At 36.0% G+C, this 15,969-nt stretch carries 17 protein-coding genes; 11 read left to right on the forward strand and 6 right to left on the reverse strand.

The genetic code is table 11. The features are described 5' to 3' along the window. Nucleotides 1–35: 35 nt before the first annotated feature. Nucleotides 36–992 carry an alpha/beta hydrolase gene (locus JF75_RS03355; protein ID WP_046331832.1) on the forward strand — a complete coding sequence of 319 codons (957 nt, stop codon included), beginning with the start codon at nt 36–38 and terminating at the stop codon, nt 990–992. A 245-nt stretch (nt 993–1,237) separates the two neighbouring features. Here JF75_RS03355 and rlmD read toward each other — a convergent pair whose 3' ends face one another. Then, nucleotides 1,238–2,614 carry a 23S rRNA (uracil(1939)-C(5))-methyltransferase RlmD gene (rlmD, locus tag JF75_RS03360; protein WP_046331833.1) on the reverse strand — a complete coding sequence of 459 codons (1,377 nt, stop codon included), beginning with the start codon at nt 2,612–2,614 and terminating at the stop codon, nt 1,238–1,240. A 122-nt stretch (nt 2,615–2,736) separates the two neighbouring features. Between rlmD and recX the strand changes: the two genes are divergently transcribed. Further along, nucleotides 2,737–3,552 carry a recombination regulator RecX gene (gene recX, locus JF75_RS03365; RefSeq protein WP_046331834.1) on the forward strand — a complete coding sequence of 272 codons (816 nt, stop codon included), beginning with the start codon at nt 2,737–2,739 and terminating at the stop codon, nt 3,550–3,552. An 8-nt stretch (nt 3,553–3,560) separates the two neighbouring features. Next, nucleotides 3,561–4,046: a hypothetical protein gene (locus JF75_RS03370; protein ID WP_046331835.1), complete on the forward strand. Its 486-nt coding sequence runs from the start codon at nt 3,561–3,563 to the stop codon at nt 4,044–4,046. Here JF75_RS03370 and JF75_RS03375 read toward each other — a convergent pair. Continuing rightward, nucleotides 4,043–4,504, reverse strand: coding sequence for a hypothetical protein (locus JF75_RS03375; protein ID WP_046331836.1), 462 nt, complete (start codon nt 4,502–4,504; stop codon nt 4,043–4,045). The two genes, JF75_RS03370 and JF75_RS03375, sit on opposite strands and share 4 nt — an antisense overlap. Before the next feature lie 99 nt (nt 4,505–4,603). Between JF75_RS03375 and JF75_RS03380 the strand changes: the two genes are divergently transcribed. Next, complete coding sequence (locus JF75_RS03380; RefSeq protein WP_046331837.1) at nt 4,604–5,476, forward strand: hemolysin family protein; 873 nt, start codon at nt 4,604–4,606, stop codon at nt 5,474–5,476. Then, nucleotides 5,476–7,047, forward strand: a complete 1,572-nt coding sequence (locus JF75_RS03385) for a peptide chain release factor 3 (RefSeq protein WP_046331838.1) — start codon at nt 5,476–5,478, stop codon at nt 7,045–7,047. Before JF75_RS03380 ends, JF75_RS03385 begins: the two co-directional genes overlap by 1 nt. 29 nt (nt 7,048–7,076) lie before the next feature. Here the strand turns inward: JF75_RS03385 and JF75_RS03390 are convergent, their stop codons facing one another. Together JF75_RS03390 and JF75_RS03395 are read right to left on the reverse strand one after the other, a co-directional pair. Continuing rightward, a complete protein-coding gene (locus JF75_RS03390; RefSeq protein WP_046331839.1) occupies nt 7,077–7,358 on the reverse strand; it encodes a DUF1827 family protein in 282 nt (93 codons plus the stop codon). Nucleotides 7,359–7,485: 127 nt separating this feature from the next. Then, nucleotides 7,486–9,696 (reverse strand): ATP-dependent Clp protease ATP-binding subunit, encoded by a 2,211-nt coding sequence (locus tag JF75_RS03395; RefSeq protein WP_046331840.1) that lies wholly within the window; start codon nt 9,694–9,696, stop codon nt 7,486–7,488. A 170-nt stretch (nt 9,697–9,866) separates the two neighbouring features. Between JF75_RS03395 and JF75_RS03400 the strand changes: the two genes are divergently transcribed. From JF75_RS03400 to JF75_RS03425, 6 genes are all read left to right on the forward strand, one after another. Beyond that, nucleotides 9,867–10,049 (forward strand): hypothetical protein, encoded by a 183-nt coding sequence (locus JF75_RS03400; RefSeq protein WP_046331841.1) that lies wholly within the window; start codon nt 9,867–9,869, stop codon nt 10,047–10,049. A 113-nt stretch (nt 10,050–10,162) separates the two neighbouring features. Beyond that, nucleotides 10,163–10,429: a phosphocarrier protein HPr gene (locus JF75_RS03405; RefSeq protein WP_034977366.1), complete on the forward strand. Its 267-nt coding sequence runs from the start codon at nt 10,163–10,165 to the stop codon at nt 10,427–10,429. Continuing rightward, the gene (gene ptsP / locus JF75_RS03410) at nt 10,429–12,162 is read left to right on the forward strand and encodes a phosphoenolpyruvate--protein phosphotransferase (protein ID WP_046331842.1); all 1,734 of its coding nucleotides are present in this window, start codon (nt 10,429–10,431) and stop codon (nt 12,160–12,162) included. The genes JF75_RS03405 and ptsP overlap by 1 nt, the downstream gene beginning before the upstream one ends. A gap of 201 nt (nt 12,163–12,363) precedes the next feature. Beyond that, the gene (gene spxA / locus JF75_RS03415; RefSeq protein WP_034977372.1) at nt 12,364–12,762 is read left to right on the forward strand and encodes a transcriptional regulator SpxA; all 399 of its coding nucleotides are present in this window, start codon (nt 12,364–12,366) and stop codon (nt 12,760–12,762) included. A gap of 107 nt (nt 12,763–12,869) precedes the next feature. Then, nucleotides 12,870–13,592, forward strand: a complete 723-nt coding sequence (locus JF75_RS03420; RefSeq protein WP_046331843.1) for an adaptor protein MecA — start codon at nt 12,870–12,872, stop codon at nt 13,590–13,592. 74 nt (nt 13,593–13,666) lie between these two features. Continuing rightward, on the forward strand, nt 13,667–14,509 hold the full coding sequence (locus tag JF75_RS03425; RefSeq protein ID WP_046331844.1) for a competence protein CoiA family protein: 843 nt from the start codon (nt 13,667–13,669) through the stop codon (nt 14,507–14,509). Here the strand turns inward: JF75_RS03425 and JF75_RS03430 are convergent. Then, nucleotides 14,495–15,115, reverse strand: coding sequence for a DsbA family protein (locus JF75_RS03430; RefSeq protein WP_045927771.1), 621 nt, complete (start codon nt 15,113–15,115; stop codon nt 14,495–14,497). The two genes, JF75_RS03425 and JF75_RS03430, sit on opposite strands and share 15 nt — an antisense overlap. A gap of 73 nt (nt 15,116–15,188) precedes the next feature. Then, nucleotides 15,189–15,812 carry a CYTH domain-containing protein gene (locus JF75_RS03435; protein ID WP_046331845.1) on the reverse strand — a complete coding sequence of 208 codons (624 nt, stop codon included), beginning with the start codon at nt 15,810–15,812 and terminating at the stop codon, nt 15,189–15,191. Nucleotides 15,813–15,969 lie beyond the last annotated feature (157 nt).

Below are 15,969 nucleotides of genomic sequence, written 5' to 3' on the forward strand. Positions count from 1 at the left end.
ATAAGATATTATTTTAGTGAGGGTGGCAAAACTAATTGAAAAAATTAAAACATAAAAAGCTATGGCTTTCATCAATTATTATTATCTTACTAGTATGTGTATTATTTACAGGAGCAGGTTTCTATTTCTTTAGGGTGGCATGTGTACCAGGTAAAAAAAGTTTTTTAAGTTCTTCCAGTGATGTGATCAAGAAGTCAGATCCTCTTTATCGTGAAAAAATTTGGTTTAAAAAAACTGCTAAACAAAAGTGGTATATTGAATCAGCTGATGAAAAATTCAAATTAGACGCAAATTTTATTCCTTACAAAACTTCCAACAAGACAGCTATTGTTTTACCTGGATATATGGACACGAAAGAAGATATGGGAGAATATGATGCCTTGTTTCATCAATTAGGCTATAATACTTTAACTCCAGATCCGAGAGCTCAGGGAAAGAGCGAAGGAAAATACATTGGGTATGGTTGGCCGGAAAAAGATGATGTCAAAAAATGGGTCTCGTATTTATTGCAAAAATATGGTCAGAACCAACAGGTAGTAATTTATGGCTTAAGTATGGGTGCGGCAACTGCCATGATGACAAGTGGGCTTAAACTTCCTCATCAAGTTAAAGCGTTTGTAGAAGACTGTGGTTATACCAGCGTCAAGGATGAAATTGAGCATGAAGCAGGAGTCTTGTACAATATGCCTGCTTTTCCACGTTTTCCCTTAGTTGAAATACTAAGTGGCATTAATAAGCTAAAAGTTGGCTATTTCATGGGTAATGCCTCTAGTGTTAATCAATTGCATAAAAATCACCGACCAATGCTGTTTATTCATGGCAGCCGTGATAATTTTGTGCCTACTAGAATGGTCTATCCTAATTATAAGGCTACCAGAGGTCCAAAGGAAATATGGGTGGCTCCTGGAGCCAAACATGCCAAGTCATTTTCAAAGCATCCAAAAGAATATAAAAGACGAGTTGCAACATTTTTAGCCAAATATGTAAAATAAGCCATGCATTTTGTTTGCTAGCGCTTACATTAATTTGCTATTATAAAAGTGTGGGTAAGGTTAACAAGATTTCTATCTCCATAATATGTTTGTTATCTACTTTTGAAATAACAATTTTATCGCGAAATTTTTATAGTTTTATATATTTGTATATGATGATTTTATCTCAAAAGAAAATATTCTCAATTGACACCCGATCCACAAAAATAGTTGTCGCTAATTGCGACAACTATTTTGCTTTTTATTTATCTTAAAGTTAGTTTAACGACACATTCACACCTTGGAGTCTGTGGCAACATGTCGACGTTTTCAATCAGTCTGACATTGTACGCTTCACTCAAAAGGACTAAATCTTGAGCGAGGGTAGATGGGTTACAGGAAATGTAAACAAAGGTTTTGGGTTTTACCCTCAACAGGGTTTTGATCAAGCTTTTGGCCAGACCAGTTCGTGGTGGGTCCACAATCAGCGCATCAATTGGAATTCCATTTTGAGCTAGTTCAGGTAAAACTTTTTCTACACTTCCCTGAATATAATTAGCATTTTTAATATGATTGAGTTCAACGTTATGATTGGCGTCAGCAATTGCTTCAGGAATAGTTTCAATACCAATAACCTGTTTGACTTGATCTGCTGCTAAAATTCCCAGCGTTCCCACACCACTGTATGCATCAATCAGGGTTTCATCTGCTTTTAAATCCAAAAATTTTAGTGCCCGTGAATAAAGGGTAATAGTTTGCACTGGATTTAACTGGAAGAATGCTCGCGGTGAAAGTGCAAACTTTTTACCTAAAATTTCATCAGTGATTTGGTTTTTACCTGTTAATTTAGTGGTTTTATTGCCCCAGACTTGGGGGTTACGCCAATCAGTTTCATTTTGAAAAACACTGACTACATTAGGAAGCCTCATAATCTCTTTTGCAAGTTGCTCCAGATTTTTAAGACTGTGGCCCACTGTAATTAAGGTTACTTGAATTTCGTGAGTGGCATAAGCCTGACGAACTACTATAGTTTTGAGCCCGTCAAAATGACGGTAAGGATCCGCAATTCTAATGTGCAGCTTTTCAACCAAAATTTTAATTTTGCGTTCAGTGTCTTGAGTTGCCAGACTTTGCGTTGGCATTTCGGGAAGATCAAAAAGTTCGTGCGAATTAGGTGCAAAAAGTCCTAAGTTAATTTGGCCATGAGACAGTTCAATTTGATATTGAGCCTTATTACGATAATGCCATTCTTCTGGAGCCGGAATTGTCTTTTTGACTTTATACTTGCTGTAACCACGGGGATGATATTTTTTAAGGGCCTCAAGAACATTGTCCCGTTTAAATTCTAGCTGCTTAGAATAAGCTAAATGAGCAAGTTCGAGTCCACCAATTTCTGGATTGACATTAGTGGGGAAAGGTACTCTGTCAGGACTTTTTTCTTTAATACGGACCAGTTCTGCATCAATATAACGGGGGTATTCTGTAATAATTTTGGCAACAACTACTTCATTAGGCAGGGCACCGGGAATAAAAATTATTTTTTTGCGGTAATAGCCGATGCCTTCACCATTGATTCCTAGTCTTTTAATTGTAATAATAATGTCTTTATCTTTGGGATTGTTTTGATTAAATTTCTTGTACATAATTTTCTTTCTACAATAAAATATTAAATGTTAATAATTAATTGTACTCCCAGTAAAAAGTATTTAGCAAGAAAGAGCAAAATTTGCTAGCATGGAATTAAGCGATAGAAAGGTGATCTTTAATGCCAATTATTACTAAAGTTAGTAGTCAAAAAAGACCTGGCCGATTTAATATCTTTTTAGACGGTAAATATTCTTTTTCGGCTGCTGAACAGACTGTAGCTGAATTCGTGCTCTTAAAAGGGCAGGAACTGTCTGAAGAACAAATTGTGGCCATTAAGCAATTTGATGCTGACGCCAAGGCAACAAATATTGCGGCTAATTATTTGAGTTACGAGCCTCGGACTGTTTTTGAAGTTTTGCAATATCTTAATAAACATGGTATTGATAATGAATCTGCCCAGGCTGCGGTTAGTCAGATGACAGAAATGGGCTTTTTAGACGATGCCAAGTACGCCCAACTATTAGTCAGGCAAAATTTACGCATGGGTACCGATGGCCCACTTAGTATCAGCAATAAACTAAAGCAAAAGGGGATTGATCCTGAAATAATCGACAATACTTTAGCCGAAATAGCTGACGATAAGTGGCTCGATGCTGGCAAAAGAGTGCTCAAATCAATGAAAAGCAAGGTAGGTAAGTTGTCGCAGCGAGAATTGGAACGAAAAATGACAACTAAGTTGTTAAACCACGGCTTTTCCGGTGCTCTTGCCAGTGCAATAATGGGGCAAATGGATTTTGCTCAAAATGAGGAAGATCAAATCGCAGCGTTAAAAAAGCAAGGAATCAAAGCTTATAAACGTTTTCGCCGCTTACCTGAAAGCCAAAGACAGAATAAAATACGCAATTACCTGTTTACACATGGTTTTGCCAGCAATGAAATTGATGCCTTTCTGGCCGGTGAAATTATTCCTTTAGATGAACTAGCTGAATATTAGGAGAATTTATGAAAAAACTGCAAAAAAAAGTAACATTTGTTGGTCGTCCTTTTCCAGATCAGGTGATGGATGAACAAAAAACTTTTAATCAGGCAAACATGGAAATGGAACAAAATCAAGATTTCCAAGATTTTATTAGCAAAAACAATTTGAAAAATACTAGGAGCAGTATGGTGGTTTTTGGTCCTGAAAATTTCATGTATTGGTATGGTGTTGTTGCACCAAGCAATATCAAAGTTTCTCAAGGCTTAATGAAATTTGTTTTACCTGAAACCCAAGTTGCAATTGAAGAAAAAACCGATCAAAACATTTCCTTTTTTAGTCAACCTTTAAATATGGTAATTTCACAGTTTTTAGCTGCTGTTGCAGATGAAGGCATTAAAATTTACCAAAATCCGGGAGATAGTTTGACTCCCTATATTTTGCAAAACTTGAATTTAGACACAAAAAAACTGACCCAAGAATTATATCTTGAAGACAGTCTTAAGAATTAGTGTTGTTTGGGATCAATTGACAGGTTGTCATACTCCACATATGCACCAAGACAAGTTGACAAAAGCATGATCAGCATCACGATGCCGGCAGATTTACCCACAATCTGATCAAGTGTTAAAAATTCTCTAACCACAAAAGTGGCAGCAAAGCAGAGAATGAAATCCAAAATTACGTTAGCAATTTGCAAAAGATAGCGTCTTCTGATACTGAAAAAACGTAACAATTGCTTTAAAAAGCCATCGTTTATTTCGACTGCCAGCAAATCGACCGGTCTTTGAATCGTTGCCTTAATTGCAAACATAATTAAGGCACCGACTGTTGCACCAATACTAGTGCGAAAAAGATCAGCGGAATGTAAAACCAGAGCGTCATAACCAATACCAATAATGGTAAGACTGCATAGATAGGGAATTAACAGTAAGAATGTGAAAACAAGTATGACATGACTTTTTTTCATAGTTTGACCTCATTTCTTACGTGCTATTCTAACATATTGTGTGCGTACATGATATAATGTTGGTATTTAATACGTTATTTTAAGAAAGAGAGCAATAAAATGGCTAGCGACCCCGACAAGGGGAATTTATTTGAGCGTTTCAAAAATAAATTTTCCCCTACAAACGATGAAGAAACAAGAGAGCGCTTAATTACAGAAATTGAAGATTTACACAAAAATAAGAAGATTAGTGACAATGAATTTTCAATGTTAAATGCAGTTTTGGATTTTCAGGGACGAATGGTACGTGAAGTGATGGTACCCAGAATTGATGCTTTCATGGTTGATTGCCAGGAAAGTTTGCAGGATCATCTCAAAGAAATACTGCGTGAACCATATTCCAGAATACCGGTTTATCAACATGATAAGGATAAAATAGTTGGTATTATTCATATTCGCACCGTTTTGCGTAAAGCTTGGGAGAAGGGTTTTGATAATATTACCTACGATGATGTCATGAATCCGCCACTTTTTGCGCCAGAAACAACCGAACTTAGAGAGTTACTCGTTGAGATGCAGCAGACACAGCAGCAATTAGCTATTTTAACCGATGAATATGGTGGAGTAGTCGGAATAGCAACCATTGAGGATATTATCGAAGAGATAGTTGGTAATATTGATGATGAAGTTGATCAAACTGAGGTTTTAGTGCACCAGCTTGCCCCTAATAAGTATGTCATTTATGGTAAAATGCCTCTTGATGATTTTAACGAACAATTCGGTACGGATTTGGAAATGGAAGACGTTGATACCATTGCCGGCTACATGATCACTAAATTAGGCATAATTCCTGCCAAAGGCGAAAAATTGTCGGTTAAATTAGATAACGGCATGGTGTTAACTACCAGAAGAATGATGCGTTCAAGATTGATGACTGTTTTATTAACTATACCTGAAGCAAAACCTAAGAAGAAAGAAGAACAAAATACTTAATGAGTAATGAACTGTTAGATAAGGTAAATAAAAGAAGAACATTTGCTATCATATCGCACCCAGATGCAGGGAAGACTACGATCACGGAGCAAATGCTTCTTTTTGGTGGTGTGATTCGCAGTGCCGGGACGGTCAAGGCGCGTAAAAGCGGCCATTATGCTACCAGTGATTGGATGGAAATTGAAAAGCAACGTGGCATTTCAGTTACCAGCTCCGTCATGCAATTTGAGTATCAGGGAAAGAGAATCAATATTCTTGATACTCCAGGGCACGAAGACTTTTCCGAAGATACTTATCGCACTTTAATGGCAGTTGACTCAGCAGTCATGGTGATTGATTCAGCTAAAGGTATTGAACCGCAAACCAAAAAATTATTTAAGGTCGTGAAACAAAGGGGAATTCCGATTTTTACTTTCATGAACAAGTTGGATCGTGACGGCAGACCTCCTTTGGATTTGATTGCTGAACTTGAAGACTTGCTGGGCATTGAAGGAGTGGCTATGAATTGGCCAATTGGGTCGGGTCAAACCTTACAAGGACTATATGATATCGCTAATAACAAAATTGAAATGTATCATAAAGATGGACCTGACCGCTTTTTATCACTAGATAAAGATGGTAAATTGCCCGACAGTGAACCTTTTAGTCAAAATCCACAATTTCAAGATACCCTAGGAGAAATTGAATTAATTAAAGAGGCCGGCAATCAGTTTGATTTGCAAAAGATTGCTAAAGGTGATCAGACTCCAGTCTTCTTTGGTTCTGCCTTGACAAACTTTGGTGTTGAAACTTTCCTGCAAAGCTTTGTCAAAATGGCTCCTGCACCTGCAAGTCATATAGTTAATGAAACTGAAGTCCTGGCTCCTGATAATCAAGAATTTACTGGCTTTGTATTTAAAATTCAGGCTAATATGAATCCTCATCACCGTGATCGCATTGCTTTTGTCCGAATTGGCAGTGGCGAATTTAAAAAAGGCTTGGATGTAACTTTGGCTCGGACTGGTAAAGCGATTAGACTTAATAATGCTACCGAGTTTATGTCGAGTGAAAGGATGCAGGTTTCAGATGCAGTTGCTGGGGATATAGTTGGTTTATATGATACCGGTAATTTTCAAATTGGCGACAGTATTTATGCTGGCAAAAACAAAGTGGTTTATCCACCGCTGCCAGAATTTACTCCAGAATTATTTGTAAGAGTCACTGCAAAAAATGTGATGAAGCAGAAATCATTTCATAAGGGAATGGTCCAACTGGTTCAAGAGGGTGCAATTCAGTTGTACCAAAATTATCAAACTGATGAATATATCTTGGGTGCTGTTGGTCAATTGCAATTTGAAGTCTTTAAATTCAGAATGAAAAATGAGTATAATTCAGACGTTGAGATGACTAATATTGGTCATCGCGTAGCGCGCTGGATTGATCCTGAACAACTTGATCCAGCTATGGCAAATAGCCGAAATCTGCTAGTTAAAGATCGTTATGGTCAACCACTATTTTTGTTTGAAAATCAATTTGCGGAGCGCTTTTTTAAAGATAAATATCCTGATGTTAAATTAACTGAAAAGTTGTAATAAAAAAACTGGCTTTTAAGCCAGCTTTTTTATTTATCAATATGGATTTCAATGACATGTTGACTTTTATCAAAGGTCAATATATATGAAGGGTCTTTTTCTTTAATTAAGCGTTCAATCACAAAATCTGTTTCCTCTTTACGCACTCGTCGATTGTGATTTTCCAAAACAATTCCGATCGCCTTATCACTTTCGGTGTAGATAACAGAGGTATTACCCAAAGAGTAAACCTTAACATAATTTACATTGGTCGAATTTAATTGACTGTGAACTAGGTCCCTGTAGCTATTGGTTACATCTATTAAATGCATGGATTTCACCCGTTTCTTCTAGTAGTTCTTTTTATTTTAGTATACAACTTATTAAAACTTTTTTCTTTAGTAAAAAGCATGATTATTATTATCTGTAATAATCATGCTTAATGAAGAGTTACTTTAACTAATTATTTGTAGTTTGATCAACGGACTCAGTAGCACTGTTTTCATTATTATCTTCACTAATGATAATTTGATTATCAGAAACACTGGCAATTAAATTCTTGGCAGTGGAATGATCAAGTTTGTAGTCGGCAACCTTGTCTTCAATTTCCTCCTGAATAGTTCTACGTAATGGTCTTGCACCCATAGCAGGATTGTAGCCTTCATCAACCAATTTCTTCTTAGCATCATCACTAACAGTGATTTGTAAGCCTTGGTTCTTAACCATGTTGTTAACATCGGTGAGCATTAAGTTGACAATTTTCACTAAGTCGTCCTTGGTTAATTCGTTGAATTCGATCACGTCGTCTAAACGGTTTAAGAATTCAGGCTTAAAGAACTGACTCATTGAATTTCTGGCAGTATCAGGTTTATCTTTAGCATTTTCAGCAGCGAAACCTACACTGGCATTTTTAATACCCTGACCAGCATTAGAAGTCATGATAATAATTGTATCTTTGAATGATACAGTTCTGCCTTGAGAATCGGTCAAACGACCATCATCTAATATCTGCAGGAAAAGATTCATAACTGCTGGATCAGCTTTTTCAATTTCGTCCAGCAAGATCAAACTATATGGATGACGACGTACACGTTCAGTTAATTGACCAGCTTCTTCATAGCCGACATAACCAGGTGCCGAACCAATCAATTTGGAAACTGAATATGATTCCATATATTCTGACATGTCAAAACGAATTAGAGCATTTTCTGAACCAAACATTTGCTTGGCCAACTGCTTAGCCAGTTCCGTTTTACCGACACCGGTTGGTCCAACAAAGAGGAAGGAGCCAATTGGACGACCTGATTTATTAAAGCCTATCCGATTACGCCGTATTGCTCGTGCCAGCTTATCGACTGCCTTATCTTGCCCAATAACATGTGCTTTCAAATTTGGCGCTAAATTTTGCAACTGGTTTTCTTCTTGCTTTTGCAAGTCCCCAACGGGAATGCCAGTTTTTTCTTCCACGATCTTATTCATAATTTTACTAGTGATCACTGGCGATTTATCTGGATCAACCTTTTGATCTTTCATCTTATTATATTTCTCAATTTGATCGCGGTAGTAGGCAGCTTTTTCGTAATCTTCGTTCTTTAAGGATTCCTGCTTTAGTTTTTGGGCTGCATCAATTCGCTCTTTCATTTTATCTTTATCAACATATGGAATCGTCAGATTCATGCGTGAACCTGCTTCATCAAGCAAATCGATGGCTTTATCCGGTAAGAAACGATCTTGAATATAACGCTCAGATAGTTCAGCAGCAGCTTTAATGGCATCATCAGTGTAGTGAACGTGATGATAATCTTCATAGCGCTTTTGAATACCCTTTAAAATACGGATAGTTTCTTGAACCGAAGGCTCTTTAACGTCAACGGGCTGGAAACGTCTTGCCAGAGCAGAATCTTTTTCAATTTCACGATATTCCTTTAAGGTTGTCGCACCAACTAGTTGTAAATCACCGCGGGCAAGAGCAGGTTTAATAATATTGCCTGCATCCATTCCGCCTTCAGCATTGCCTGCACCAACTATTTCGTGAATCTCATCAATAAAGAGAATGATATCGTCATGATTTTCTACTTCTTTGAGCAGTTGTTGCATACGCTGTTCAAATTGACCGCGAATGCCTGTACCTTGTACTAAAGAAACTACATTTAATGATATTATTCTTTTGTCTTGCAGTTTGGCAGGAACTGAGCCATCGACAATTTGTTGAGCTAAGCCTTCAACTACAGCAGTTTTACCGACACCGGCTTCACCAATTAAAACTGGGTTGTTTTTTGTTCTGCGATTTAAAATTTCGATCACACGTGCGATTTCTTTATCGCGCCCGATGACTGGGTCAATCTTGCCCTTTCTTGCCAGTGCAGTTAGATCTGTTCCATATTGATCTAAAAGTGAACGACCACCGCCTGCACCATTATTTCCATTGGTATTGCCGGGTCCGCCATTACTCATTCTGGGATCTCCTGGATTTCCAACGTTGCCATTGTAATTAAACAGGTCGCTGAAATCGCCAAAAAAGCCATTATTGTCATTATTCATATTAATATTTCCTTGTTGTTTAAGTTGTTGATAACATTGTCCGCACAAATTAATTTCGCGACTTTGTCCATTAACCTTTGCAAATAAGTGAATGGAAGCTGGTCGTTTTTGACAGTTTTGACAAAGCATTGTATTACCGCCTTTCATATCAGTTTACTAAATTATATAATTAGCACTCGGAATAATCAAGTGCTAAAACTTGGATCTTATTATTTGTAAGTATGCTAAATATGCTAAAATACATGTAGGCAAAATCAAAAATGTTGCTGAAATAATATAGATTAAAAGCGGTGGTAAATTTGGATTATCAGAAAATTCTTGAGCAGTTGGCAGATGGTGAACTAGATCATTATGAGGTTGATCCTAAAGATGCTTTTGAATTTCAATCTGCATTAAGGTCTTTTGGTAAAAGGCAAAACATAACGGGAAAGGCCTTGCGGGGTGGTAAGATAATTTATTCGCAGTCCAAAACTGGAGTTTAATGATGTAAACTGTTACATTTATGTTGTCTAATTCACAAAAAAATGATAGTCTAAGTAAGCGAATAGGTATTTACTACCGTTTTGATTTTTTGAATTAAAAGGAGATATATATAATGGAAAAACGCGATTTTCATGTTGTTGCAGAAACAGGTATTCATGCTCGTCCAGCTACTTTGCTAGTACAAGCAGCTTCTAAGTTTGGTTCAGATATCAACTTGGAATACAATGGTAAATCAGTTAACTTGAAATCAATCATGGGTGTTATGTCACTCGGAGTTGGTAAAAATGCTGATGTCACAATCAGTGCTGATGGTGATGATGAAAAAGACGCCATCAACGCTATTTCTGAAACAATGAAAAAAGAGGGTTTAGCTGAATAATGACCAAGACTTTAAAAGGAATTGCTGCAAGTGATGGTATTGCTGTAGCACCAGCCTATCTCTTGGTTGAACCTGATCTTTCATTTTCAAAAACTACGGTTAGCGATGTTGAAAGTGAGTTAGCACGCTATAAGAAGGCAATTTCAGTATCAACTGCTGAAGTTGAAAAAATCCGTGATAGCGCAAAAAAGAGTTTAGGTGAAGATGAAGCTCAAGTTTTTGAAGCTCACCTGATGATCTTAAATGATCCTGAATTTACTGGTGCCATTGAAAATGAAATTAAGGAACAAAAAGTTAATAGTGAAGCTGCGCTAGATGAAACTGCACAAAAATTTATCAGCATTTTTGAAGGGATGACTGATAATACTTACATGCAGCAACGTGCAGCTGATGTACGAGATGTTTCTAAGAGAATTATGGCTCATTTGCTGGGCAAAGAATTGCCCAACCCGGCATCAATTGATCACGAAGTAATTGTGGTAGCTCATGACTTGACACCAAGTGACACTGCTCAATTAAATAAGAAGTTTGTTAAGGGCTTTGTTACTGACATTGGTGGACGGACTGCGCACTCAGCAATTATGGCACGTTCTTTGGAATTACCTGCTGTTGTAGGTACTGAATCAATCACAAAGGATGTCCAAAATGGTGATACAGTTGCTGTTGATGGCCTGAATGGTGATGTTATCGTTAAGCCAACTGATAGCGAGATTGAGGAATATAAGCAAAAAAGTGCTGACTTCTTGAAGCAGAAAGCTGAATGGGAAAAATTAAAGAATGAACCATCAGTAACTGCAGATGGTAAGAAATTCACAATTGCAGCTAATATTGGTACGCCAAATGATATGCCAGGGGTAAATGATAATGGCGCCGAGGCTGTAGGTCTTTATAGAACTGAATTCTTGTATATGGACTCAAAGGATTTCCCAACAGAGGATGAACAATTTGAAGCCTATAAGAAAGTTATCGAAGGCATGCATGGCAAGCAGGTTATTATCAGAACCATGGACATTGGTGGCGATAAGCATCTTGATTACTGGGACTTACCGGAAGAAATGAACCCATTTTTAGGTGTACGTGCAATTAGACTTTCACTGCAAAATGAGGATATTTTCCGTACTCAGCTTCGTGCTTTATTACGTGCGTCTTCTTATGGTAAGTTGGGCATAATGTTCCCAATGATTGGTACCTTAAACGAATTACGCAAGGCTAAAGCAATTTTAGGTGAAGAAAAAGATAAGCTAGTGGCAAAGGGCGTTAAAATCGGTTCAGACTTAGAAGTAGGAATGATGATTGAAGTTCCAGCTGCTGCCGTTTTAGCTGACCAATTAGCAAAAGAAGTTGACTTCTTCTCAATTGGTACTAATGATTTGATCCAATATACAATGGCTGCTGACCGTGGTAATGACAATGTTTCTTACCTGTATCAACCAGCGAACCCATCAGTTTTACGTTTAATAAAGCATACAATTGATGCAGCTCATGAAAATGGTATTTGGTGTGGCATGTGTGGTGAAGCTGCTGGAGACAGTACCATGTTCCCAATTCTCTTATCAATGGGCTTAGATGAGTATTCAATGAGCGCTACTTCAATTTTACGCATCAGAAGTTTGATGAAGAAGCTTAATACTAATGACATCAAGGAATTAGCTAATAAAGCTTGTTATGTTTCAGAAACTGCTGAAGAAAACGAAAAATTGGTTAGTGATTTAATGAAAAAAGTAAGCAATTAAATATATTTTTAAAAAGGGTACAATTTCATAAATTTGTGTATCCTTTTTTAGTTTCTTTAATCTTTCTTGGTAAAAAGTTCACAGAATATTCATTTTTTGAACTTAACATAATAATATAGTCAGTTATGAAAAACATTACTTACAAAAAAGAAGTAGTATGTTATAATAATTTAGAATACAATTTAAAGGAGCGTGAAATATATGGTCAACTTATATATATCTCCGAGCTGTACATCATGTCGCAAGGCAAAGGCTTGGTTAAAGAAACATGACATTCCCTTTAAGGAAAGGAATATTTTTTCAGAGCCCTTGACAAAAGACGAGCTTATGCAAATTTTGCGAATGACTGAAAACGGTACGGAAGAAATTATTTCTACGCGTTCAAGAGCCTTTCAACAACTTAAAGTTAATCTTGATGATCTGTCAATAGACCAACTACTTGACTTAGTTGAAAAAAATCCTAGTTTATTAAGACGTCCAATTATTATGGATGATCGGCGTTTGCAAGTTGGGTATAATGAAGATGAAATTCGGCGCTTTTTGCCAAGAAAAGTGCGTCGTCTTGAGCTTGAAGAAATGCAAAAGATAGCTGATTTATAAAATTCAGGTAAGTTTAAAATAAAAGCGTTAGTTTTTAAACTAACGCTTTTATTTTATGAGCAAAGTACGCTACAATAGAACAAAGAATCTGATGGAGGTGAGAACTCATGCAAGTAGATCATATAAACAATAATACGATTCGCGTGAGAATAGGTAAACAAGAATTAGCTAATCGTGGTCTCAAAGTTTTAGATTTACTAGGTGATAAAAATAAAATCCAGCATTTCTTTTATTCAATTTTGGATGAAATTGATACTGATCATTCATTTAGTCAGGATGCACCGGTAACTTTTCAAGTAATGCCTAATAATGGTGGACTTGATTTATTAATCACAAAAGTGACAGAGAAAGATCGTAATAATCTTGCCCAGTTATTTGATAATGATTTTACTGACAACAATAAAAAGAATAATGATGCTCGTAAATCTTTTCTTGACCTTGAACCTGAGGATGAAGAAACAGATAAGGACGAGTCAAATGAACCAGCAGATTCTTCTCAACCTAAAGTTAAGAAGCAGTTTTGGAAATTGCAGAAAAAGCAGGCATATAGTTTTACTGACCTTGATCAGGTGACTGAATTGGCGGAAAGTCTTAAAGCAAATGATTTGTCTTCCAGTCTTTATTTTGAACGGGGAAAATTTTACTTAGAGCTGATTTTTACTAGTCAAGACTATTCGGAAATAAAGCCCGCTGATGCATGGGCAATTGCAAATGAATATGGTATTAAAGTAAAAACAAGTGAAATGGCTCGTGTTCGTACTAATGGTAAATGTTTGTTAACTAATGATGCATTAGATCAACTGCGGCATTATTTTAGCGGTATTAAATAAATTAACAAATATAGCTGAATAAAAAGGGCAGGTTAAATCCTGCCTTTTTGCGTACTTATTTTTAGGTGATAAATATGTACGCAGCACTGTTAAATAATACTTTGGTTTTAGCTGTTGAGGAAGCTAAATCGACCAAAAGTAACAAAAAAGTTAAGAAACATTATTTTTGCCCACATTGTGAACGAGAAATGCAATTAGTATGTAAAGATAAGCAGTCCTATTTTAAACATATACCTTCCAAAGTAAACTTATCTGGGGAAAATAAAGAACATGCACAGAGTAAAAGTATACTGACAAAAGCACTCAGAGAAGTACATTTTAATGCAGAAACAGAAGTTAATCTTGCTAATGGACAACTGCGAGCTGATATATTAGCAGCTTCAAATTTAGCTTTCGAAATTCAGTGCGCTCCTTTAAATAAGTCAGAATTTCGCCACCGCCATTTTTTGTATAAGCAAATAGGCGTTAAAGATATATGGATAGTTGGCCAGAGACATTTTTTAGGACAAAACATAAAAAAATCGCAGCTTATTTTCTTTCGCAGAAACTATTTTTGGCAAGATTATTATTTAGAGATTGATCCGTTTAAAAAAATTATTCGACTAAAATATAACGTTTTGCTTGAGCCATTAACAAATAAGCTTCATTTCCAAGAGAAAAAATTTGATATCAATGCAATAGGCTTAAAACAGTTGTGGCATTTTCACCCTTTATTGCAAAAATATCATGTTAATTCCACACAGCAAAAGCAATATCTGCAAATGCAACTAAAACATATGAGTTTGAAAGGCATGCAAATTGCAAACTTGCTATATAAAAAGCGCCAAACCATAGAAGATTTGCCGCCCTGGGTTTTTACCAATTTTCGAAAAATAAATTCACCAGATAATGTAAGTAAATATTTAAATCAGTCGTAAGTGTCTCACTGGGTAGTAGCCCTTTGGGTCACTTGCGATACAACCATTATCCTTAAGAAGCTTTATTAGTTTGTCATGTGCAAGAATGCCTTCTAGCATTACCCCATTATAATTGCCACTTTCATTAAAAATAACTGTAGTAGGGAAATTACGAACATTGAATTTACGTGCAAGATCCTTGTCTTGTTGGATAGATTCATCAACATAGTGGGCAATTTTGCGATCATTGATCCGATTAAAATCCAAGTCTAAACTTTCTGCAATTTGTTTAGGCAAACTTTCTGTATATTTATTAAAATCGTTGCTAATAACTCGTTGCAAAGCGACTAAATAAGCACGTGCCTTTTTGTTGCCATATTCTATCTTAATAGCATTGTAATGTCGTAAGACCTGAAAAGAGACAATTGTGTATTGTGGTATATCTTTTATTTTCTGTCCATCATTTTTTCTTCTAATAATGTCCTCTTTGATTACTTTTGCATTTATAATTGGAACAAAATGAAATGAAGAGTTGATATTAAGTTCATCAATTGCGTCTTTGATTAAAACTTCCGTATTATAGCAATATATACCAACGGGATTAACAAAAAGAAAAATCTCGAACATGATCAGGCTCCTCCAATACTGATTATCAAGTATAAAATTATTAAATATCTATCCTTTGAAAACTATCCTTCAATTATATTTTAACACGATGTATGTAAGCGCGTGCAATTTTCGCTTGGTTAGTGTTAGCATAATTTTGTGTAAACTGATATTCTTTCTTTAATTTTGCCAGAGTTTCTGCTATCAAGTCTGGGTTACAATTTTCAATCTCAAGTTCAAAATCTTCGTAGTTGTCTGGATAAGTGTTATCATCAAAAGTTAATTCACAATTTTTTGGTCCATTCGCTAATATGCGATGAGTTTTGCAATAAGTTTGCAAATGAAGGTTTAATTTCTGTGAAAATTTCTGATTCAAATATTTTCCTGCACTATACTTAAAAATTATAGGCGATCCAGCGGCCCCCCGCTTAATAAATGCTTTTGCTTCATTTAATTTTAAGGAATCGTTAATTTCTATTGCTTCATGAAAATCTTTTTGTATGGGATTCTTATTTGGAACCTTGAGAGTTTGCTCTGCGTGGTCAGCAAAAAGTCTAATGCGGCAGCTTATATTAGACTGCTTTAGCAAACCGTCGCTAGTGTCAAAATAATAATTTTCCTGGTTAAAGCTGTGCTTAAATGGAAAATCATGACAAAGTTTTAGATATATTGCCTTAGGTAAAATGATTTTAGCTTCAATTTCATTGTTTTGTGACATTTTATAATACTCCATTTAATATTGTGGCTATCAAAGAATTCCCTTTAACATTTTGTGTCAAAGTCTATATTTATTTTAAAATTTAGCTTCTAAAAGTGAAAAGCGACTGCATTTAATTTTTAAAATTCCCTAAATTAGTGAAAAAAGGGCTAAAGCT

Source organism: Lactobacillus kimbladii, assembly GCF_000970755.1.
In the GTDB taxonomy this organism is placed as follows: domain Bacteria; phylum Bacillota; class Bacilli; order Lactobacillales; family Lactobacillaceae; genus Lactobacillus; species Lactobacillus kimbladii.